Raw genomic sequence first — 19,490 nt, 5'->3', positions numbered from 1 at the left:
ATGAAATTCGACAAGCCCGCAACCAACAACCCGATCGACCGACAACAGGTGGTCGGCCGGCCGCATGACCGGATCGACGGGCCGCGCAAGGTGACCGGCACGGCGCGCTATGCCTATGAGCAGCACGATGTCGTTCCGAACCAGGCCTACGGCTATGTCGTCGGCGCCGGCATCGCCAAGGGCCGGATCGCTTCGATCGATTACGAGACCGCGCGCAAGGCGCCGGGCGTGCTTGCTGTCGTGACGGCGAAAGAGGTGGGCAACCTGAAGAAGGGCAAGCGCAACACGGCCCCCCTTCTCGCCGGGCCGGAGGTGGGGCACTATCACCAGGCCGTCGCGCTGGTCGTGGCCGAGAGCTTCGAGCAGGCCCGCGCCGCAGCCAGCCTGATCAAGATCGACTATGCGGCCGCCAAAGGCGCCTTCGATCTGAAGGCTGCGAAGGATAAAGCCGCCAAGCCCGAGGGCGACGATCCCAGCCTCGACGATACCCATGTCGGGGATTTCGCAGGGGCTTTCGCGAGGGCGGAGGTGAAGCTCGACGAGACCTATACGACCCCCGACGAGAGCCATGCGATGATGGAGCCGCATGCCACGCTCGCTGCCTGGGAAGGCGAGAAACTGACGCTGTGGACCTCCAACCAGATGGTTGCCTGGGGTGTTACCGATATGGCGACGACGCTCGGCATTCCCAAGGAGAACATCCGTATCGTGTCGCCCTTTATCGGCGGCGGCTTCGGCGGCAAGCTTTTCCTGCGCGCCGACGTGCTGCTGGCGGCGCTCGGAGCGCGCCTCGCCAAGCGCCCGGTCAAGGTGGCGCTGACGCGTCCGCTGATGATCAACAACACGACCCATCGACCGGCCACGATCCAGCGGATCAGGCTGGGCGCGACGAAGGAGGGAAAGCTCACAGCGATTGGCCATGAGAGCTGGTCGGGGGATCTCAAGGGAGGTGGGCCGGAGCTCGCAGTGCAGCAGACGCGGCTGCTCTATGCCGGTGCCAACCGGATGACGGCGATGCGCCTGGCCGAGCTCGACCTGCCGGAAGGCAATGCCATGCGCGCTCCGGGCGAGGCTCCGGGTCTGATGGCGCTGGAAATGGCGATGGACGAGATGGCCGAGAAGCTGGCGCTGGATCCGGTCGCCTTCCGCATGCTCAACGACACACAGGTTGATCCCGAGAAGCCGGAACGACCCTTCTCGATGCGGCGGCTCGACGAGTGCTTCAGGATCGGCGCCGAGCGCTTCGGTTGGTCGCGCCGCCCGGCACGGCCAGGCCAGACGCGCGACGGCAACTGGCTGGTTGGCTTCGGTGTCGCGGCCGCCTTCCGCAACAATCTTGTGATGAAGTCCGGTGCGCGGGTCAGCCTCGACGCTGGGGGCGTCGTCACGATCGAGACCGATATGACTGATATCGGGACCGGCAGCTACACCATCATCGGCCAGACCGCCGCGGAGATGCTGGGTGTCGGGCTGGACAAGGTTGTCGTGAAGCTCGGCGACTCCGCCTTTCCCGTTTCGGCCGGATCCGGCGGTCAATGGGGTGGCAATAGCTCGACGGCCGGCGTCTACGCAGCCTGCGTCAAACTGCGCGAGGCCGTGGCGCAGAAGCTCGGTATCAATTCGGACGAGGCGGTGTTCGCCGATGGCGAGGTCAGAGCCGGCAATCGCAGCCTGCCTCTGGCGAGTGCGGCCGAGGGCGGGCCGCTGACCGGGGAGGATACGATCGAATATGGCGATCTCGACGAAACCCACCAGCAGTCGACTTTCGGTGCCCATTTCGTCGAGGTCGGCGTCGATGTGGCAACGGCCGAGACGCGCATCCGGCGGATGCTCGCCGTCTGCGCAGCCGGGCGCATTCTCAATCCGAAGACGGCGCGCAGCCAGGTCATCGGCGCAATGACGATGGGCGCAGGCGCGGCGCTGATGGAGGAACTGGCGGTCGACAAGCGCCGCGGATTTTTCGTGAACCATGACCTCGCCGGCTACGAGGTACCGGTGCATGCCGATATCCCGCATCAGGAGGTCGTGTTCCTGGACGAGACCGATCCGATGTCCTCGCCGATGAAGGCCAAGGGCGTCGGCGAACTCGGCATTTGCGGGGTCGGGGCGGCGGTTGCGAACGCCATCTACAACGCGACCGGCGTGCGCGTGCGCGACTACCCGATCACGCTCGACAAGCTGCTGACCCGTATGCCCGATGCCGCTTGAGTGCCGCTGCACCAGGTCGGGTGGCACTTGCCCATAGGAACTGTGCGACAGCGGATCCTGCAGGTGCGCGGGAACATGCGCTGAGTCAGTTCTGCACGGGCAGAGCGGTTCGGCGAGACCTAGAGCCGTGCCCTTGCGGGTTGAATCGCTTGGGATAGGCGATCTTCGCGGCGTCAGGCGGCCAAACGCTTCGGTGTCGGGGCGGGCAGCGCGGTCCGTTGGCATGAGCGCTTCCGACAGGACGGGCAGATCGCGCCCAAGCCCATGGGCGGCGAACTCGCAGCGTCTGGAAACGCAGGCCGCCCTGATCCTTCGGCTCAACGAAGAGCACCCGCTCCTCTTCCTGCGGGAACTGCGCGACAGGCTCTCGGAACGCGGCATCCAGGCTAGAACAGCAGCGCCGAGATTAGGAAGGGTACGCGCCAGGCCCAGCCGAACAGCGTCTCAGATAGGACACCAGCAGAAACATCAGCGCCGCGAGCATAATGCCGACCTCCGTCGCGGCCTGGAGATAGGCGGTATAGTAGCCCTTGCGCTCCGGCGGCACATATTCCGCGACCAAGGTCACCGCTCCGGCATATTCCGCACCGGCCCCGAAGCCCTGGAGCAAGCGCAGGATGACGAGGAGGACCGGAGCCCAGAGACCGGCCTGCGCATAGGTCGGCAACAATCCCATGGCCACGGTCGACGCGCCCATCAGCGCGATAGTTCCGCGACGCGGGCCCGCTCGTAGAAGCCCCGCTGAAGCCCAGTCTCGTTCACCGACCAGGCCAGATGCCCAGGAAGGTGTGCGCAATGCCATGCAGTTCCGTCTCGTCAATTCCGCTAGCGGCTGCCACCAGAAGCCCGTCAGTCATTGCTTTCAACGTCAATGCCAGATCACGTGGCAAGATCGACGCTGGAAAGTCTCCGTCGCGCGCGGCTTGTTCGAAGCGAGCAATAAGCCTGTCGCGCCAATAGCGGCCGCGTTCCGTTACGAATTCCCTGATGCTCTCGTCTCCGGGAGCGTGACTTAGCGAGTGGACGATGCCCATGCTCCCTTTGGGATCAGCGGCATTCGTCTGTAAAGCAATCGTGCCGTTCAGGAGATGCTTGGCAACGCCACGGGAGGTCGGTTGCTCCAGCGCGTCAACCATGTATGCGGTCTTCTCGCGTTCGTAGAGATCCATGACCTTATGGAATAGATCCTCCTTGCTGCCAAAAGAAGCGTACATGGTGGCGCGGCTGATCCCCATCGCCTGAATAAGCGTACCAATGCTGGCACCGGCATAACCATGTCGCCAGAACACGCGCATTGCCGCGATCAGAGCGGCATCGGTGTCGAACTGGCGCGGGCGTCCACGCATCGGGCTGCCCTGCGATCCGGGGACTGGCCCCGCACTTCGAGCCTCATCGTCTTCTTGCGTCACAGTCGCCTCAAGCAGGGTTGATTTTTGGAACGATCGGTATATCTAATATTTATGGAACGATCGGTTTAGCTTCGTCTCCGTCGCACTTAGGCCCGCCATTCGTAGCGGGAAAGCATTTATGTCGTACACTCCTCAGGAAGCAGCGAACCTCCGGCTTGTGACCCTCAACAACGCTTCTCATGATTTCACAAAATTCTTCGACGCCATCTTCGCTACGGACGTGGAATGGACAATTGCGGGACATGGACCAGTCGCGCGAACCTACCTGGGTATGAAGGATCTGTTCGACAATGCCGAGGAGGCCTTGTTCGCGCGGTTCGCTGAGCCGCTTGCAATCACTACCCGTGGCGTATGGGCGGACGGGGACGAGATTTTCGCAAGGATCGACAGCAGCAGTCGAGCCCTTGATGGCGAACCGTACAAGAACGGCTACATGTACATCATGACACTGAAGGACGGCAAAGTTGTTTCGGGAATAGAATGGCTCGACCTTCATGCATATTATGAAATCCTAGACAGAGTTAAGCTCTGACGCCAACCGTTAGCGGTCTGTGTGGTCTCACCCCAGGACTGACCGCTTCCAAAAGAGTGTGAACGTCAGGAACAGGCCATCGTGGCTGGAGCTGGCGTTCGCCTTGCGCTACGCGTCCTTATCGAAAGCGAGGCGCGCGCGTTCAACGGCCGCTCTGTTCTCGACTGCCCACTCCCCCAGGGCGCTAACCGGCGCGAGCAAGGAACGGCCAAGGCCGGTAAGGGAGTAATCGACGCGCGGCGGGATACTGGGAGTTACTGTCCTCTCGATGAGGCCGTCTCGCTCCAGCCCACGAACCGTTAGCGTCAGCATCCGCTGGGAGATGCCCCGCACGTCACGCTTCAGTTCGTTGAAACGGCGCGGACCTTGGCCGAGGGCGCCGATGACGAGGATGCTCCATTTGCTGCCCACCCGGGCCAGCACGTCGCTGACAAGCATGCAACTTCCTGGATCATGTTCGATGGGGTGATCGGTCACATCAAGGTGCCTCCGGTTACAAAAATGTGCCGTCTTGCGACGAGCCTTGCCCTATCGCACGTAAAGGGCGGAAACAAATTGTAAGTGAGGCACAAATTGAAACTCCTGCATATTGATAGCGCCATCACAGGCGAGCAGTCGGTCAGTCGTAAGCTTTCGGCCGAGATCGTCGGGCATCTGAAAGCGGGCGCTCCCGATCTTGACGTCACCTATCGCGATCTCGTCGCCGCCCCATTCGGCCATCTCATGCTGGGCGACATGCCGGCGCAGGGGGAGAGCACGTCGGTACTCGACGAGTTCCTTGCTGCGGATATCGTGGTGATCGGGGCGCCGATGTACAATTTCACCGTGTCGAGCCAGCTCAAGGCCTGGATCGACCGCATCCTGATTCCTGGCAAAACCTTTCGCTATGGCGAGGCAGGGCCCATCGGGCTAGCTGGCGACAAGCGGGTCATTGTCGCTCTTTCCCGAGGCGGGCTTTACAGCGAAGGTGCACCCGCCAGAGGGCATGAGCATGTTGAAACCTATCTCAAGACAGTTCTCAGCTTCATTGGTATCACGCCGGAATTCGTAATTGCCGAGGGGATGCTCCTCGGACCGGAACAACATGCAACCGCAATCGCGCAGGCGGAGCGCTCGATCGCGGCACTTCCTCCCTGGCAGGAGCACTGAGCGAGGGCTTTCCGCCGCACGATCCGTCGGCTTATGTCCATGATTGTGAGCGATATCGGACGCTGGCGTATTCTCAGGATCCAGCCCTAGAACGACCGCGACAAAGGCGCCGGTCGCCGCTATCGCCACCGCTTCACGTGGTCGACCAGAGCCCGAAGCTTCGGGGCAAGATTCCGGCGCTGGGGGAAATACAGGAAGAAGCCCGCAAAGGGCGGACAAAAGTCTTCGAGAAGAGGCACCAGCTGGCCGGATGACAGATAGGGCCTGAAGGTCTCCTCCATGCCGAAGGTTATGCCTCCGCCAGCACAGGCCGTGCGGATCATCAGCCACATATCGTTGGTGGTGATCTCAGGGTTGACGGCGACGTCGTACTCGCGCCCTTCTTCGCCAAACTCCCAGCGGTAAGGCGCGCTCTGGGGCGTGGGACGCCAGCCGATGCAGCGATGCTGCGCCAGCTCGGACGGATGCGAAGGCTTGCCGAAGCGCTCGATATAGGCAGGCGAGGCGACCACGATCTGGCTCTGCTCGCCCGACACCGGGATGGCGATCATGTCCTTGTCGATCACCTCGCCAAGCCGGACCCCGGCATCATAACCCTCCGCCACGATGTCGAATTCCTCGTCCGTGACCGTCACATCGATCTGAACCGCCGGATAGGCGTCAGCGAAGCCGGCCAGCAGCGGCCCGGAGATGAAACGCTCGGCGATCGAGGACACCGCCAGCCGCAAGAGGCCGCTCGGCGCCATGTCCCGATCCGCTGCGGCGTCCAGGGCCAGGCCGATCTCGGCGATCGCCGGCGCCACGCGCCGGAAAAGCTGCTCGCCGGCCTCGGTGAGGCTGACGCTTCGCGTCGTGCGCTGGACAAGCGCGACACCGAGGCGATCTTCGAGCCGACGGATGGCTTGGCTTACCGCCGGCCGCGTCACACCCAAATGCTCAGCGGCCGCGCGGAAGCTTCGCATCTCTGCGACGGCCAGAAAGACAGAGATTCCCGTGAGATCCGCGGCCATTGGTAATGAGAGATTACCAGCGTAATCATGATTAGGCAAATTGTCGCTCTGTGGCTGGCCTCTGGTTCTCGGTCAGTGAGCTGAGCAAGCGTCGATACACCGGGTCTCGCCGCTCGAGCTGGTGGATCGCGGTCCCGCATAAAATTGGAAAAGACGTGAAAGTGTTAAGCTCGCTCCTCCCGGCTGACGGGAGGTGGCACCGTTCGCGGTGTCATCGGGCTCCGTCCCACCGCTTCAACAGGTCGATGAAGGCCCGCAGCGGCGAGGCTACGTGCCGGCTACGCGGGAAGTAGAGCGCCAGGCCCGGCATCGGCGGGCACCAGTCATCAAGAATGGTCACGAGCTGACCCGTTTTTAGAAGCGGCTCGGCGAAAGGCTCCGGGACATAAGCAATGCCGCGGCCGTCTGCCGCCGCCTGCACGAGAAGATCATTATCGTCGAGGGTAAGGTTGCCGGGCACATCCACCGCGATCTCGGCGCCGCGCTTGGCAAACTCCCACCGGTAGCGCTTCCCGCTGGGTAAACGCTGCCGGATACAGCGATATGCCTGCAGGTCGTCCGGCGTCGTCGGCGGCACGATGCCCTCCAGATAGGACGGTGCGGCCACGGCGAGGAAGCGCACATCGCCACCGAACTTCACCGCGACCATGTCCTGCGGAACAGCCTCCAGCAGGCGCACGCCAGCATCGAAACCCTGTTCCACAATATCGACGAGGCGGCCTTCCGACACCAGATCAAGCTCGACATCAGGATAGAGATCGAGAAATCGCGGCACGACGTTCGCGAGCAGGATGCGAGCACCGCTCTTGTTCGCATTGATCCGTAGCGTGCCGCTGGGGGTGCCGCGCTCTTCCGAAAGAGTATCGAGCGCCCGATCAAGATCCTGAAGAACCGGATCGAGGCGTGCGAGCAGAGTAGCGCCGGCCTGGGTGAGCGACAGGCTGCGCGTCGTTCGGTTGAACAGCCGGACGCCCAACTTTCCCTCCAGGCCGATGATGGCGTGGCTGAGTGCGGAGCGCGACACGCCCATAACATCGGCGGCGCGGCGAAAACTCCGGTGGTTGGCTACCGCGGCGAAAGCGGCCAGATCGTTCAAGCTCGGGCGCCTCATTCGTGAAATTTCTTCACCATATCATCCCATTTTGAGGACCTTATATCACCAGTGTCCACGCTCTACATCGGCGATGCACAGAGAGGGACCAGATGCCAAAGACATGGATCATCACCGGCGCGACGTCGGGACTTGGCTTCGAGATGGTGCAACAGCTGCTCGCCGAAGGTCACAAGGTGATCGCGACAGCCCGCCGCTCGGAAGCCTTGGCACGGCTCAGGCAGAATCATCCCGCCCAGCTGGATGTCGTCCAACTCGACCTCGCGGAACCCGATGGCATTGCCTCCGCCATCGAGAGCGCTTTTGGCCGACACGAACGGATAGACGTGATCGTCAGCAATGCGGGCTATGGCCTGTTCGGGGCTGCGGAAGAGCTCACCAGGGCGCAGATCGACCGGCAGATCGCCACCAACCTTGCCGGATCCATCCATCTGATCAGAGCCGCGCTGCCCTTTCTGCGAGGCCAGGGCGGCGGACGGATCGTCCAGGTTTCTTCCGAAGGTGGGCAGATCGCCTATCCGGCTTTCAGCCTCTATCACGCGACGAAATGGGGCATCGAAGGCTTCGTCGAATCCGTCGCACAGGAAGTGGCTCCTTTCGGCATCGACTTCATCATCGCCGAGCCGGGACCGACGGGCACGAATTTCGGCGCCAACCTCGACCGTGCGGTCCCCTTGGCTGCGTACGAGGAAACGCCTGCCGGCGCCGTTCGCCGCGCCATCAGCGACGGAAGTTTCGCGATCAAGGGCGACGCTGCGCGCACCGTGGCCGCAATCATCGCGGCTGCCGAGAGCGAAACACCGCCCTTGCGGCTGACCCTGGGCAGCACGGCCTATTCTTCGATCTCAACGGCGCTTGTCGCACGCCTGTCTGCCCTCGAGGCGCAGCGGGGAACGGCCCATTACGCGGACCGGCAAGATCTATGAGCCGCGGCAGCGGCCCGGACACAGATCTCATGTAGAGGAAAGGAAACAACATGCCTATCCGACCGGTTGTCTTGGCGCTCGCCTTGGGCATCTCGTCTTCTGCCGTCGCACAAACCGCCGCACAGAACCAGATAGTGGGCACCTGGCGCATGGTCTCGGCGACGATCGACCCCGGCGGCAAGCACATCGCCGCCTATGGAGACAAGCCCAACGGTCTTCTCGTCTTCACACCCGACATGCATTTCGTGGAAGTTCTGACCGACGCCGAAATCCCGCGATTCGCATCCAATGCCCGTGGTGAGGGAACGGATGACGAAAATCGCATGGCCATGTCGCGCAATATCGGGTTCTTCGGAACCTACTCCGTCGATGAAAGGGGCGAGTTCAACGGAAACCGCGTGGAAGGAGCGACATTTCCGAACTGGGTGGGCAGCGTCCGCACCCGTGATGACCTCACGCTGGTCGTTGCCGGCGACCGCATGACCGAACGCTTTCGGCGACCGGAAGGGACCGAGATCAGGATCGAATGGCAGCGCGTCAAATGAGGCCGGAAAGATGAACGGTTTGGACGAGGCCGCCTTGGGCCGACATGCTTGCGCCCCTGGGCCACGATCGGCCGTTCAATTGGAGTTCGTGAAGACGGGCACAGGCGCCATTACCTTCGGGCCTCCCAATTATAGCGCCTGACGTAGTCGAGAAACGCGCGCATGGCTGCGCTTGGGAGGCGGCGGCTCGGGTAGTACAGAAACCAGTGCGGCAATGCCGGGCTCCAATCGGGCAGGAGTTCCACGAGTGCGCCATTCCGGATATGGGGTCTGGCATAGTCATCAAAGATGTGGGCTATGCCTCGGCCGGCCAGTGCCGCCTGCAACTCGTTGTGCGCCGAACTGACCAACAGGCGGCCGGTAGGGGTGACCTCTATCTCATCCTCTCCGTCGGTAAACCGCCAGGTGGCCAAAGTGCCCCCGGGAAATCTGCGCTTGATGCAGTCATGACGAGCGAGATCGTCCGGTACCTGCGGCCGGCCGTGCTTTTCGACATAGCCTGGTGAAGCGACGATCGCATAGCGAAGCGCGGGGCCGAGCGGGAGCGCGATCATGTCCTGCGCCAGTTGCTTGCCGAATCTCACGCCGGCATCGAAGCCCTGTTCCACGATGTCGATAACCGCCGCGTCGCTGATGATGTCGATGTTCACCTCGCGATAGGCATCCATGAAGTCGAATGCGAGCGGGCAAAGATAATGATCAACCGCCGGCGCCGGGGCGTTGATCCTGAGCGTCCCGGACGGCGTGTCCCTTAGCTCGTCGACTTCGGCCACCGCGAGCCGGATATCGTTCAACGCCGGGGCCAGACGTTCGAGCAGGCGCTGTCCTGCTTCCGTGGGCGACACGCTCCTCGTCGTACGATTGAGCAATCGAATTCCGAGGGCCTCTTCCAGGGCGCTCATCGTCTGGCTCAAGGCCGACGAAGACACGCCGCGTTCGAGCGCTGCCGCACGGAACCCCCCACAACGGACGATCGAGACGAACACGTCGAAGCTGTCGAGCCGGATCGGGTTCATTGAGAAGCTGAGCTAATCAAGGTGATCGAAATTGAGCGTGTTATCGGCTGAATAGCCCTATGCCATGGTCGCCGCAAGGGTGGCTGCCGGCCCCCGCCGCTTCCTCGCGTCGCTCCGGCCCAACCGGAACGGAGCGCGCGTGCCAAACGAAAGAGAAGACCGATGAAGGCTTTTACCCTCAACCGGCGCACCATCATGCTCTCCGCCGTCACGGGCGCCTCGAGCCTGGTCCCCCCGGCCATTGGCGGATCCGGCGGCGCGAAGGCTCAGGCCACGTCGTCGCCGCGCGGCAATTCCGGCTGCTACCGCTTGCGTATCGGCGAGATCCAGGCGACCGTCTTGAGCGACGGCGTCATTGGCGGCCCGCCGCGCGTCTATGCGAGCGATGCGCCCGAGGCGGAGCTCCAGGCGGTGTTGCGGCGCGCATTTCTTCCCGCCGACCACATGACGCTCAACCTCAACACGCTGCTCATCGAAACCGGCGGGCGGCGAATCCTGATCGAAGCGGGCGCGGGCAAGACGATGGGGCCGAATGGCGGCCGCATCTTCGAAAACCTGGCGGCGATCGGGCTTGGTCCTGTCGATATCGACGCGATCGTCGTCTCTCACACCCATCCCGATCATGTGGGCAATCTGAGGACGGCAGACGGCAGCAAAGCCTTCCCGCGCGCCACGGTCTTCGTGCCGAAAGCGGATTGGGACTTCTTCGTCCGAACCGATCCGGACCTCTCTTACATGCCGGTCCCGGAGGAATTCCGCCAGCGCTTTGCGGCGAACATCAAGAACAGCCTTGAGCCGTTCAAAAACGATGTTGAGCTTTATGAAGCCGGCACCGAGATCGTGCCCGGCCTCATGACGATGGTCGCATCCGGCCACACGCCGGGCATGGCGACGTTTCTCGTCCATTCCGGCAACGACCAGCTGCTGCTCACGGCAGACCTCGCCTATCACCCGGTGATCAACATCGACAGGCCCTGGGTTCCGGGCCCGGACCGCGACAAGGAGACGGCCCTCGCCTCTCGCCGACGCGTCTTCGATCAGGCGGCGGCCGATCGCATTCCCGTGCTCGGCTTCCACTTCCCGTTCCCTGGCCTTGGTCGGCTGCTCAAGACCGATGGCGCCTATGTCTGGGTACCCGCCAACTGGCAGTTCTGACACTCGGCAAAGAAGAGGAGAACCTCATGGACCAGACGAAGCTCGACCGACGCGGCTTCCTCGGCACGATGGGCGCGGCGGCAACGGGACTCGGCCTCACGACCCAGGCGGCGGCACAGACCCAGGAGACGAAGGCGGCCGCTTCGGGATCCGATCCAGATGTGTTGACCCGCGCCTTGCCGCGCACCGGCGAGCGGCTCACGGCTCTCGGCCTCGGAACATTCCTAACCTTCGATCTGAAGCCCGGCATGCGTCGCGATGGTCTGCGCCAGGTTTTCGAGCGATATGTTGCCGCGGGCGGCCGCGTCGTCGACACCTCGCCGCTCTATGGCTCGGCTGAGGTAAGCGTCGGCCAATTCATGGGCGAGTACGCAGAATCCGACGGGATGTTCCTCGCCAATAAGGTCTGGGCTACCGGAGAATATCTCGGTGATGAAAGCCACGCAGTGGAAAGCTTGCGGCAGTCGCGGCTGCGTACCTGGCGCGACACCATCAATCTCATGCAATGCCACAGCATCACCAACGCGCCCGTCATCATCCCGCTGATGAAGGCCTGGAAGCGGGAGGGCCTCATACGCCATGTGGGGGTGACCCACCACGAGTCGGCCGCGCAGGACCAGCTATTGGCGATCGTCCAACGCGACGGTGTGGACTTCGTCCAAACCAACTACTCGATCTTCAACCGCGACGCCGAGCGCCGCCTGCTGCCGGCTGCGGCCGACAAGGGTGTCGGCGTGCTCATCAACCTGCCGCTTGAGAAAGCACGCCTCATGAAGGTGGTCGAGGGACGGCCGCTACCGGGCTTCGCGCAAGAATTCGGAGCGACCAGTTGGGCGCAGTTCTTCCTGAAATGGGTCATGGCGCACCCGGCCGTCACGACCGTGCTGTGCGGCACGTCGAACCCCGATCACATGAGCGACAATGTCCAGGCGATGACCGGCCCACTTCCAGACACTCGCATGCGCGCCCGCATGGTCGCGCACATGGAGACAGTCCCCGGCTTCGGCTCCATCGGCACCATGCCTTGGTACCCCGGTAAGGAGAACATGTATGCCGGCCTGATCCGCGAGGCGCAGGCCAAAGCCGTGCGCCGCTTGCAATGATCGTTCGCGTCCCTTCAGCGCCACGTGGAACTTAAGAGTTGGAGATTGATCTTGCCCTCAAGCCGACGCTCCTTCCTGATCGCATTTCTGACGTTGCCGCTGATCCACACCGCCAGGACGGGGGCATTTGCGCAAGCGGGTTCAGCACTCCCTTTGACTCCGGAGTGTCGTGACGCAGACGACGTCACACTGGAGCGGGAGGCCGGTCCATTCTTCAGGCCGAACTCGCCGCGAAACCAGGAACTGCATGTGGATGCGCCCGGGGGCGAGCGGATCACTGTTGCCGGATTTGTCCTCGACAAGCTCTGCCGGCCGCTCGCCGGAAGTCTTGTGGAGATCTGGCATGCGGACGAAAACGGCGCCTATGACAGCATCGGCTTCCGCCTGCGCGGACACCAGTTCACCGACGTGCAGGGGCGCTGGTGGTTCAACACCATCGTGCCAGCGCTTTATCCCGGTCGAACACGTCACGTCCATTTCAAGGTCCAGCGCCCGGGCGGTCGCGTCCTCACCACGCAGCTCTACTTTCCCGGAGAGCCCCGAAATGTCGGAGACAGCCTGTTTCACGAGACCCTCCTCATCGACATAAAGCAAGCTGGCGACGGACGGTTCGGCCGTTTCGACTTCGTAGTGTGACCGCAAGGGGGTCAGTTGCCGAGCTTACACCGTGTCGCTGTGGCGTCCCCGACGACTGGCCCATCCATGGTGGCGGCGCTGACGTCAGGCGTTGAAGCCGGCGTCCACATTGAGAACCGCTCCGGTAATCAGGCTAGCTGCCGGACCGGCAAGGAATGCCACGGCGCTCGCGATCTCACGCGGCTCCCCAAATCTGCCGAGCGAGGTGAGGCTCCGCTGATAGTCGGCATTCTCGCCGTCGGCCGGGTTCATGTCCGTGTCGGTTGATCCCGGCAGAACGAGGTTCACAGTAATACCTTGAGGGCCGAGCTCGCGCGAAAGGCCTCGCGTGAGCGACAGAAGCGCCGACTTCGACATGGCGTACGCCGTCACGCCCGGGAACGGGACACGCTCCGCCAACGACGAGCCGATGGAGACGATACGGCCTCCGGATGAGAGGTGCGGGATTGCAGCCTGGGCGAACAGGACAGGCGCGCGAACATTGACGTCGAGCATGGCCTGTAGATCGCCCAACGACAGGTCCACCGTCATGCCGGCCGTTCCGATGCCCGCGCTGTTGACCAGGATATCGAGCCCTCCAAGCGCATCCACCGTCTCCGCGACCGCTCGGCTGATGGCGTCCGGATCGGCGCTGTCCGCCTGAATGGCGATCCCCCGCCGGCCTGTCTCCTCGATCGAACGAACCACGCTCGCGGCCCGGTCCGCCGAGCGGTGATAGGTGAAGGCGACATCAGCCCCGTTATCGGCGAGCGCAATCGCGATCGCGGCTCCTATCCCCCGTGAGCCGCCGTTCACCAAGGCGCGCTTTCCGAGCAAGTCCATGATCTTCTCCTTTATACAGCGATCGATGCATAAATTGCTAGACCCATTGCGGCGAGCGATCAACTAATTTATGCAGTGATTGATGCAAAATTCTGCTTCGCCGCCTCCAGCCTGTTTGCCTCCGTCACGGCCGACGCGCGGCCGGCCGAGGGAATTCGATCGCCAGGAAGCGTTAGCCGCGGCGATGAGGCTGTTTTGGATGAGAGGGTATGAGGCCACCTCAATCGCCGATCTGACGGATGCCATGGGGATCGGGACAAAGAGCCTCTATGCGGCCTTCGGCTCGAAGGACGCACTCTATTCGGAAGCGCTCCGATATTATTCCACGACCTATGAGGGATTGGTTTGGACCCGTTTCCGGAAGGCAAAGACCGCGCGGGACGCGGCTCTGGCATTTCTCGAGGATTCCGCCGTGGCCATGACGGGTGGAGATTGCGATTTGCCGCATGGATGCATGGCCACGCTTGCCACGGTGGGCAGCGAAGGACATTCCGAACTCGGTGAGTTCATGCGAGCCACCCGGGCCGGTGGCTTCGATCTCCTTAAAGCCCGCTTCGACAAAGCAAAGAGCGACGGGGATCTCCAGGTGACGGCAGACACGACCAAGCTGGCGAGGTTCGTCCAGACCGTGCAGAGTGGCATGGCGATCCGCGCCCGTGACGGAGCGGATCGCGCGGAACTCGCGGCCGTCGCGGAAATCGCCCTAGCCGGTTGGGACGACCAAATCACCGCCACGATTGGTCACGGGATACAGGGCAAGGCCAGATGATGGCAGCGCCGTACTTCCTGAGCTAGGGGATGCCCGCGATCGTGTCACGAACCGGGAGGACCTCACGCTGAATGCGGTAGACGGCCGCCGGAGGCAGGTTTGCGAAGGTACCGCCCAAATAGGTGGCTTTGAGGCCCAATCGGTCGAGCAGCGGGCGCGATACAGAACAGCGCGGGCCATATGTGAACTGATAAAACGCGCCGCTGGAGCGAAGATGCGCGAAGGCGCCTTCCAGGATCGAATAGACCGTTCGCGACGGCATCGACAAAAGCGGCAAGCCGCTGATGACAGCCCCTACCGGGGCACAATCGAAAGGCTCAACATCCCGTAATCGCGCCGCATCCATGCAAAATGTCTTCGCACGAGGAAAATCGGCATTCAGCTTTGCGGCAAACTCCTTACCGAATTCGATGAGCGCAAGGTTCTCCTCGGTAACCCCCCGAGCCAAAAGCGCGCGCGTGAATACGCCCGTTCCGGGACCGAGTTCGAGGATTGGCCCGGTTTCCGGAGAAACCTCCGATAACATCAAATCCGCCAGAGCCCGCCCGGACGGCATAACGGCAGCGACCCTGAGCGGTTCGGATAGCCAGGCGCGGAAGAACTGGAAGGTCTCTGACGCCATGTTCAGCACGCTTGATTCTCCGAGGAGATCCGGCGCCAATTGGTTCGCCCAAGCGGACGCCAGATCAACACCGACGGCGTCAGAACCAGGAGCAGAAGCTTCACGGCCAAGGTTGATGCATTGAGCTCGGGGATCGACCGAGCGGCGAGCCGATTCATCCCTCAGCCCTCCGCGACAAGGCTCGCCCCACTCGGATGGGTGTGGAGAGATGTCGCCGCCGCAGCTATGAAATCAACACTCGCTAGATTTTCTGAGACATCCCAAAGCCGTCGGGCGACAGGCAATTCCTGTGCGGCTGCGGGAATCGCCACCTCGCTCGGATAGCCGCGTGTCTCCGAAAGCCTGTCGGGACCGTAATACCGCGCTCCGCGAGCATCAGGTGACGTCGCCGCGAATAACGTGGGAAGGGCTCCCTGCGCCGCCGGCTGAAACAGAAACCACAGGATCGACCGCAGAAGTCCCTGCGCACTGTAACGGCCCGGGGCATTGTGCAGAAGGTCGGTCCGCGAAATCCCGGGATGTGCAGCAATACTCGTCAGGCCCCAGCCGGCTTCGTCGCTGCGGCGCTGAAGCTCGAGCGCGAACATCAGGCAGGCGAGCTTTGATTGGGCATAGGCCGGCATCGGCTGATAAGCCTTCTCTGCCTGGAGATCATCGAAATTGATCGCTGCATTCCGGCGCACGGCGATACTGGACAGCGTGATCACACGAGGATCCTGGCCTCGCCTGAGCAAAGGCAGCAGCTGCGCGGTCAGCGCGAAATGGCCGAGATAGTTGGTCCCGAACTGAAGCTCGAAGCCATCCGCCGTCGTCTGGCGTCGCGGCGGCGTCATGACGGCCGCGTTGTTGATGAGAGTGTCGATCCGCTCTCGGCTCTCGCGCAACCGCACTCCGAAGGCGGCGACAGAAGCCAGATCTGCGAGGTCAACGGGTTCGAAGCTGACCTTGGCGCCGGGCACGGACTGCTTGATGCGCGCAATCGCGTCCCTTCCTTTACGAGCATTCCGCCCGGCAATAATGACGTCGCCGCCGGCACGCGCCAATGCAAATGCGTCTTCAAAACCTAGGCCGCCGGTGCCGGTGACGACGATCGTCCTGCCGTGCTGGGACGGCATGTCCTGGGTGGTCCAGTTCTTTTGCATCTGGAAATCCGTTCGCCGTCCTTAGGACGAGGCTGTCTGGAGGGGCTGCAACACGGCTTCGGCCAGCGCCGCCTCGCGCATCGGTGCCGCCTTCTCCCGGTAGTCGGCATCCATCGCCATGTCGGCGAATGCCCGGCGGTTGGGGTAGCGGACGAGAGCCACAGCATCCCACGCCTGTCCGGGCTCAGCCGAAAGCGCCGCGAGGCCATTGCCCACATAGACGATCTCTGCCCCGAACCGAGCGACGATCGGCGTGGCGACGGCGAGGTAGTCGGCATATCGCTCCCTGCCGCCATCTTCCTGGAAACGCAGAAGATTCAACATGACGACGGCTTGTCCGTCGTCTTCTTTCAGGAAGCTATCGAGTGCATCTTCGATGAGCGTAAGCATACCAACCTCGGATCTGGGTTCATGGACGGGTTCGACCTGACGCTGCCGTTCCGGCGGCTGTCGTTGTCGAAGGAAACCGGCAACGCGGTCGTTGGCGACCAGAACTCCAAGCTAGATGGAGTGCCCAATGATCAGAATATCCGAACCTTCAAGAAATTTGCCTATTCCTGCAGATGGGGATAGCTTCGGAGGGCTGAGTGCAGCGTTGGCCGCGCAGACGCCGGGAGGCCCACCTGACGTCGCCCCCTGCCCATTCGACAATCCATGGCGCTCGCACATGAATGTCCACTTGCCCGCGGTCTTGCTTTCCAACCCTTGATGCGGGCGGTCTATCAGGCCATCGAGGAAAAGCCGAAGTCGGCACGCCGGACAGTAATCGCCGCAAGCTCGACGACACCGCCCGACAGCTCCGAGCCGCCGTGCACCCCCGACAAGGGCTCAGGACCACAAAAGAGCGGCTCCTGGCAGTATTGCCGGGAGCAGTCCTTCTCGGAACGTGGTGAGACGGCTACGCAGTCTGCACGCTGCGGCCGACATATTCGCTGTATAGGCGCTGCTGATGCATGACGTCCCGCTTCGGAGCAACGCCAAACATCCGGGAATATTCGCGGCTGAACTGCGACGCGCTTTCGTAGCCGACCTGATAGGCCGCCTCGGCGACGTTTGCATCTTCCATCACCATCAGGCGCCGCGCCTCTAGAAGGCGCAGCTGCTTCTGGAACTGCAGCGGCGTCATCGACGTCATGGCCTTGAAGTGCTGATGGAACGACGAAAGGCTCATTCGCGCCACTTCCGCCAACTCCTCCGTACGAAGCCTCCGGGCGATGTCCTCGTGCATGAGATGGAGGGCTTTCGCGACCCGGGCGGCGTTCGACTCAGGCTCGGCCAGCTTGCAGAGTTCGCCGCCATTCGGGCCGGTCAAAAGCCAGTAGCAGATCTCGCGCATGACGGAGGGAAAGAGGATCGGGACCGCCTTCGGCGTCTCACACATCCGCAAAAGGCGCAGAACACACTCGGCCAGCGCTTCATCGACCCGCCGCACGAACAGGCATGGGCTGGAGTTGGCGGGGGGCGCTGGCGGCGCATCGAGCTGTCCTAGCACGTCGCGGATCATCGCCACGTCCAGCTCCAGCGTTAAGCCGGTATAGGGTGCATCGGGGCTCGCCTCGACGATATGCCCCGTCGCCGGCAGCGTCATGCCGACCGCCAGACACTCCATCGCGCCATAGCGAAGCGTATCCTCTCCCAGGATGATTTCCTTCGCACCCTGGAGCACGATGCAGATCGACGGCTTGTAGACCTGGCGCATCCGCATCCGCTCCTTGAAGGACCGGACGATATTGAAGCTGCCGACCGGCGTCGGGAACACGCCCTGTCCACCGCCCTGGGCCTCAATATAGGCGGTGACAGTCCCGAACAGCGATGGCGGCACACGCACCTCCGGAGGGTTCCGAGGCCAGCGCAGCACCTGGCCTCCAACTGGCAACCTATCGCCGCCCGCAGGATTGGGCAAGTTTTTTGAGGCTTCCGGCATTCTGATCATCAGATGCTCCATCTAGCTTGAGGATGCGAGCCAAGCGAGGAGTGCGTCGAACATGACAGAAGCTGCTGCGCGGTCAATAGGAATGCAAAGAACTTTCTCGTCAATTTCGGAGAATCCTCCAAAACAATATGTGCGCGGTTGGCGCTTGTTTGCGATTTGCATGACACTTCTTATTATCAATTCATTTTCCCAGATCGATAGAATACTACCATTCATCTTGGCAGAGTCTATCAAGGCGGACCTCGGACTGAGCGACACCCAGATGGGCCTGCTCACAGGACTCGCCTTCGCAGTTTGCTATTCGCTGCTATCGTTGCCTCTCGCCCGAGCCTCAGATCGGGGGTCGCCTCGCTTCGTCCTGGTTTCGTGCATTCTGCTCTGGAGCGCGATGACCGCGCTCGGTGGCTTCGCCGCAAGCTTTCTGCTGCTAGCGATCACGCGTTTTGGCGTCGCGTTCGGAGAAGCCGGCGCAGTCCCTGCCGGGCATGCACTGATCGCCCGCAAGATCCGGCCGGAGCGTCGCGGCCTGGCGATCGGCCTTTTCGCCATGGGGATTCCTTTAGGCACCATGGTCGGCTTCGCCGCGGGGGGCGCAGTTGGCGACACGCTGGGATGGCGCACCGCCTTGATCGGCGCCGGAGCCATCGGCGGTCTGGTTGCGCTGTTGGCCTTCATTGTCCCGGGGCCGACCCCGACGCTCGCGCACACGGCCGCCAACAGCGAACCGTTCCTGCAATCCAGTCGACGATTGCTGGCCTCCCCGGCGTTTCGCTGGCTGTTCATCGCAGCGATCTTCCTCGGCTTCGCCGCAGCACCCTTCTACGCCTTCTCTGCTCCGTTTCTCATCCGCACGCACAGCTTCAGCGCCAGCGAGGTGGGTCTGGCCTTTGGCCTCTTGCAGGGCCTGATGGGAATTGTCGGCACGCTTCTCGGCGGACGCTGGTTCGACCGCGCGGTGAGTTCAGGAACCGGGAAAGTGCTCGGGCCGCCAGCCGTTCTCTTCCTGATCGCCAGTGCAACCACGACCGCAGCCTTGTTCGTGCCGGCAGGCTGGTTGTCGATCGCGCTATTGGTGCCGGGGATGCTGTCCTTCTCGTTCCTGCTGCCATGGGCCTTCGGCGCTGCCCATCTCGTGGCCGGCGAAGGTAAGCAACGCAGGCGTCCAGCCTCGTCATGATCGGCTCCGGCCTTCTTGGACCGGCGCTCGGACCGGTTATGGTCGGCATAGTCAGCGACGCAGTCACGACTGCGCAAGTTGCCAATGGCCTTGGCTTCGGGCTGTTGGTCGTCCCGATCGCCAGCGTCCTGACCGGCATCACGTTGCTGATCGCAAACGGGCGCATTGCCGCTTCGCTGCGACGGTCGTGACTTTCGTCTCCTCCTCTCAGCCGACAACAGGCCC

General features: G+C 62.7%; 23 protein-coding genes and 1 pseudogene. 13 read left to right on the top strand and 11 right to left on the bottom strand.

Features of this window, described 5'->3' with window-relative positions:
• Both paoC and GGC47_RS22095 read left to right on the top strand, forming a co-directional pair.
• Positions 1–2,208 (top strand): aldehyde oxidoreductase molybdenum-binding subunit PaoC, encoded by a 2,208-nt coding sequence (paoC, locus tag GGC47_RS22100; protein WP_429068755.1) that lies wholly within the window; start codon positions 1–3, stop codon positions 2,206–2,208.
• 144 nt (positions 2,209–2,352) lie between these two features.
• Positions 2,353–2,597, top strand: a pseudogene (locus GGC47_RS22095) (IS630 family transposase); the annotation flags it as partial.
• 17 nt (positions 2,598–2,614) lie between these two features.
• Here the strand turns inward: GGC47_RS22095 and GGC47_RS22090 are convergent.
• Together GGC47_RS22090 and GGC47_RS22085 are read right to left on the bottom strand one after the other, a co-directional pair.
• On the bottom strand, positions 2,615–2,905 hold the full coding sequence (locus GGC47_RS22090) for an MFS transporter (RefSeq protein WP_429068753.1): 291 nt from the start codon (positions 2,903–2,905) through the stop codon (positions 2,615–2,617).
• Positions 2,906–2,966: 61 nt separating this feature from the next.
• Positions 2,967–3,554 (bottom strand): TetR/AcrR family transcriptional regulator, encoded by a 588-nt coding sequence (locus tag GGC47_RS22085; protein ID WP_429068751.1) that lies wholly within the window; start codon positions 3,552–3,554, stop codon positions 2,967–2,969.
• 181 nt (positions 3,555–3,735) lie between these two features.
• Here GGC47_RS22085 and GGC47_RS22080 point away from each other — a divergent pair, with 181 nt between their 5' ends.
• Positions 3,736–4,149 (top strand): nuclear transport factor 2 family protein, encoded by a 414-nt coding sequence (locus GGC47_RS22080; protein WP_429068749.1) that lies wholly within the window; start codon positions 3,736–3,738, stop codon positions 4,147–4,149.
• Between the two features lie 108 nt (positions 4,150–4,257).
• Here the strand turns inward: GGC47_RS22080 and GGC47_RS22075 are convergent, their stop codons facing one another.
• Positions 4,258–4,587 carry a winged helix-turn-helix transcriptional regulator gene (locus GGC47_RS22075; protein ID WP_142021378.1) on the bottom strand — a complete coding sequence of 110 codons (330 nt, stop codon included), beginning with the start codon at positions 4,585–4,587 and terminating at the stop codon, positions 4,258–4,260.
• A gap of 135 nt (positions 4,588–4,722) precedes the next feature.
• On the opposite strand from GGC47_RS22075, the gene GGC47_RS22070 reads away from it, so the two are divergent.
• Entirely contained in the window at positions 4,723–5,298 is a 576-nt protein-coding gene (locus tag GGC47_RS22070) for an FMN-dependent NADH-azoreductase (protein ID WP_142021379.1), read from the top strand.
• A gap of 119 nt (positions 5,299–5,417) precedes the next feature.
• Here GGC47_RS22070 and GGC47_RS22065 read toward each other — a convergent pair whose 3' ends face one another.
• Both GGC47_RS22065 and GGC47_RS22060 read right to left on the bottom strand, forming a co-directional pair.
• Positions 5,418–6,308: a LysR family transcriptional regulator gene (locus GGC47_RS22065; protein WP_429068747.1), complete on the bottom strand. Its 891-nt coding sequence runs from the start codon at positions 6,306–6,308 to the stop codon at positions 5,418–5,420.
• A gap of 211 nt (positions 6,309–6,519) precedes the next feature.
• On the bottom strand, positions 6,520–7,419 hold the full coding sequence (locus GGC47_RS22060) for a LysR family transcriptional regulator (protein ID WP_429068745.1): 900 nt from the start codon (positions 7,417–7,419) through the stop codon (positions 6,520–6,522).
• 92 nt (positions 7,420–7,511) lie between these two features.
• Here GGC47_RS22060 and GGC47_RS22055 point away from each other — a divergent pair, with 92 nt between their 5' ends.
• Complete coding sequence (locus GGC47_RS22055; RefSeq protein ID WP_429068743.1) at positions 7,512–8,345, top strand: SDR family oxidoreductase; 834 nt, start codon at positions 7,512–7,514, stop codon at positions 8,343–8,345.
• 50 nt (positions 8,346–8,395) lie between these two features.
• A complete protein-coding gene (locus GGC47_RS22050; protein WP_429068742.1) occupies positions 8,396–8,890 on the top strand; it encodes a lipocalin-like domain-containing protein in 495 nt (164 codons plus the stop codon).
• A gap of 110 nt (positions 8,891–9,000) precedes the next feature.
• On the opposite strand, the gene GGC47_RS22045 is transcribed toward GGC47_RS22050, so the two are convergent.
• The gene (locus tag GGC47_RS22045; RefSeq protein WP_429068741.1) at positions 9,001–9,906 is read right to left on the bottom strand and encodes a LysR family transcriptional regulator; all 906 of its coding nucleotides are present in this window, start codon (positions 9,904–9,906) and stop codon (positions 9,001–9,003) included.
• A gap of 162 nt (positions 9,907–10,068) precedes the next feature.
• Between GGC47_RS22045 and GGC47_RS22040 the strand changes: the two genes are divergently transcribed.
• Genes GGC47_RS22040 through GGC47_RS22030 form a run of 3 tightly spaced genes read left to right on the top strand, consistent with a single transcriptional unit; the run spans position 10,069 to position 12,800 of the window.
• Entirely contained in the window at positions 10,069–11,061 is a 993-nt protein-coding gene (locus GGC47_RS22040; RefSeq protein ID WP_113253886.1) for an MBL fold metallo-hydrolase, read from the top strand.
• Positions 11,062–11,087: 26 nt separating this feature from the next.
• Positions 11,088–12,164, top strand: a complete 1,077-nt coding sequence (locus GGC47_RS22035; RefSeq protein WP_429068739.1) for an aldo/keto reductase — start codon at positions 11,088–11,090, stop codon at positions 12,162–12,164.
• Positions 12,165–12,215: 51 nt separating this feature from the next.
• On the top strand, positions 12,216–12,800 hold the full coding sequence (locus tag GGC47_RS22030; protein ID WP_429069039.1) for a dioxygenase family protein: 585 nt from the start codon (positions 12,216–12,218) through the stop codon (positions 12,798–12,800).
• A gap of 84 nt (positions 12,801–12,884) precedes the next feature.
• On the opposite strand, the gene GGC47_RS22025 is transcribed toward GGC47_RS22030, so the two are convergent.
• Complete coding sequence (locus GGC47_RS22025) at positions 12,885–13,625, bottom strand: SDR family NAD(P)-dependent oxidoreductase (RefSeq protein WP_142021556.1); 741 nt, start codon at positions 13,623–13,625, stop codon at positions 12,885–12,887.
• A gap of 79 nt (positions 13,626–13,704) precedes the next feature.
• On the opposite strand from GGC47_RS22025, the gene GGC47_RS22020 reads away from it, so the two are divergent.
• Positions 13,705–14,391, top strand: a complete 687-nt coding sequence (locus tag GGC47_RS22020; protein ID WP_429068738.1) for a TetR/AcrR family transcriptional regulator — start codon at positions 13,705–13,707, stop codon at positions 14,389–14,391.
• A gap of 22 nt (positions 14,392–14,413) precedes the next feature.
• Here the strand turns inward: GGC47_RS22020 and GGC47_RS22015 are convergent, their stop codons facing one another.
• The 3 genes from GGC47_RS22015 to GGC47_RS22005 all read right to left on the bottom strand — a co-directional run bounded on the left by GGC47_RS22015 (position 14,414) and on the right by GGC47_RS22005 (position 16,545).
• The gene (locus GGC47_RS22015; RefSeq protein WP_113253883.1) at positions 14,414–15,013 is read right to left on the bottom strand and encodes a class I SAM-dependent methyltransferase; all 600 of its coding nucleotides are present in this window, start codon (positions 15,011–15,013) and stop codon (positions 14,414–14,416) included.
• Positions 15,014–15,174: 161 nt separating this feature from the next.
• Positions 15,175–16,155 carry an SDR family oxidoreductase gene (locus tag GGC47_RS22010; RefSeq protein ID WP_429068736.1) on the bottom strand — a complete coding sequence of 327 codons (981 nt, stop codon included), beginning with the start codon at positions 16,153–16,155 and terminating at the stop codon, positions 15,175–15,177.
• Positions 16,156–16,176: 21 nt separating this feature from the next.
• Positions 16,177–16,545 carry a DUF1330 domain-containing protein gene (locus GGC47_RS22005; RefSeq protein WP_142021389.1) on the bottom strand — a complete coding sequence of 123 codons (369 nt, stop codon included), beginning with the start codon at positions 16,543–16,545 and terminating at the stop codon, positions 16,177–16,179.
• 21 nt (positions 16,546–16,566) lie between these two features.
• Here GGC47_RS22005 and GGC47_RS22000 point away from each other — a divergent pair, with 21 nt between their 5' ends.
• Positions 16,567–16,728 (top strand): hypothetical protein, encoded by a 162-nt coding sequence (locus tag GGC47_RS22000; RefSeq protein ID WP_162737892.1) that lies wholly within the window; start codon positions 16,567–16,569, stop codon positions 16,726–16,728.
• A 325-nt stretch (positions 16,729–17,053) separates the two neighbouring features.
• Here GGC47_RS22000 and GGC47_RS21995 read toward each other — a convergent pair whose 3' ends face one another.
• Positions 17,054–17,977 carry an AraC family transcriptional regulator gene (locus tag GGC47_RS21995; RefSeq protein WP_429069035.1) on the bottom strand — a complete coding sequence of 308 codons (924 nt, stop codon included), beginning with the start codon at positions 17,975–17,977 and terminating at the stop codon, positions 17,054–17,056.
• Positions 17,978–18,140: 163 nt separating this feature from the next.
• On the opposite strand from GGC47_RS21995, the gene GGC47_RS21990 reads away from it, so the two are divergent.
• Together GGC47_RS21990 and GGC47_RS21985 are read left to right on the top strand one after the other, a co-directional pair.
• Positions 18,141–19,265 carry an MFS transporter gene (locus GGC47_RS21990; protein WP_429068734.1) on the top strand — a complete coding sequence of 375 codons (1,125 nt, stop codon included), beginning with the start codon at positions 18,141–18,143 and terminating at the stop codon, positions 19,263–19,265.
• Positions 19,262–19,456, top strand: a complete 195-nt coding sequence (locus tag GGC47_RS21985) for a hypothetical protein (protein WP_429068732.1) — start codon at positions 19,262–19,264, stop codon at positions 19,454–19,456. Before GGC47_RS21990 ends, GGC47_RS21985 begins: the two co-directional genes overlap by 4 nt.
• Positions 19,457–19,490: the final 34 nt, after the last annotated feature.

It is taken from the genome of Allobosea sp. OAE752 (genome assembly GCF_050433265.1).
GTDB classification, from domain to species: domain Bacteria; phylum Pseudomonadota; class Alphaproteobacteria; order Rhizobiales; family Beijerinckiaceae; genus Allobosea; species Allobosea spartocytisi.
The sequence above is the reverse complement of the archived record's forward strand: the minus strand, read 5'-3'. Positions and strand labels throughout refer to the sequence as shown.

Coding starts and splice junctions, on each gene's coding strand:
- GGC47_RS22075 (WP_142021378.1), bottom strand. CDS start 4,587: ATGCTTGTCAGCGACGTGCTGGCCCGGGTGGGCAGCAAATGGAGCATC.
- GGC47_RS22085 (WP_429068751.1), bottom strand. CDS start 3,554: ATGCGTGGACGCCCGCGCCAGTTCGACACCGATGCCGCTCTGATCGCG.
- GGC47_RS21985 (WP_429068732.1), top strand. CDS start 19,262: ATGATCGGCTCCGGCCTTCTTGGACCGGCGCTCGGACCGGTTATGGTC.
- GGC47_RS22005 (WP_142021389.1), bottom strand. CDS start 16,545: ATGCTTACGCTCATCGAAGATGCACTCGATAGCTTCCTGAAAGAAGAC.
- GGC47_RS22065 (WP_429068747.1), bottom strand. CDS start 6,308: ATGGCCGCGGATCTCACGGGAATCTCTGTCTTTCTGGCCGTCGCAGAG.
- paoC (WP_429068755.1), top strand. CDS start 1: ATGAAATTCGACAAGCCCGCAACCAACAACCCGATCGACCGACAACAG.
- GGC47_RS22050 (WP_429068742.1), top strand. CDS start 8,396: ATGCCTATCCGACCGGTTGTCTTGGCGCTCGCCTTGGGCATCTCGTCT.
- GGC47_RS22080 (WP_429068749.1), top strand. CDS start 3,736: ATGTCGTACACTCCTCAGGAAGCAGCGAACCTCCGGCTTGTGACCCTC.
- GGC47_RS22020 (WP_429068738.1), top strand. CDS start 13,705: ATGCAAAATTCTGCTTCGCCGCCTCCAGCCTGTTTGCCTCCGTCACGG.
- GGC47_RS22000 (WP_162737892.1), top strand. CDS start 16,567: ATGGACGGGTTCGACCTGACGCTGCCGTTCCGGCGGCTGTCGTTGTCG.
- GGC47_RS22090 (WP_429068753.1), bottom strand. CDS start 2,905: ATGGGCGCGTCGACCGTGGCCATGGGATTGTTGCCGACCTATGCGCAG.
- GGC47_RS22055 (WP_429068743.1), top strand. CDS start 7,512: ATGCCAAAGACATGGATCATCACCGGCGCGACGTCGGGACTTGGCTTC.
- GGC47_RS22010 (WP_429068736.1), bottom strand. CDS start 16,155: ATGCAAAAGAACTGGACCACCCAGGACATGCCGTCCCAGCACGGCAGG.
- GGC47_RS21990 (WP_429068734.1), top strand. CDS start 18,141: ATGACAGAAGCTGCTGCGCGGTCAATAGGAATGCAAAGAACTTTCTCG.
- GGC47_RS22015 (WP_113253883.1), bottom strand. CDS start 15,013: ATGGCGTCAGAGACCTTCCAGTTCTTCCGCGCCTGGCTATCCGAACCG.
- GGC47_RS22045 (WP_429068741.1), bottom strand. CDS start 9,906: ATGAACCCGATCCGGCTCGACAGCTTCGACGTGTTCGTCTCGATCGTC.
- GGC47_RS22040 (WP_113253886.1), top strand. CDS start 10,069: ATGAAGGCTTTTACCCTCAACCGGCGCACCATCATGCTCTCCGCCGTC.
- GGC47_RS22060 (WP_429068745.1), bottom strand. CDS start 7,419: ATGAGGCGCCCGAGCTTGAACGATCTGGCCGCTTTCGCCGCGGTAGCC.
- GGC47_RS22035 (WP_429068739.1), top strand. CDS start 11,088: ATGGACCAGACGAAGCTCGACCGACGCGGCTTCCTCGGCACGATGGGC.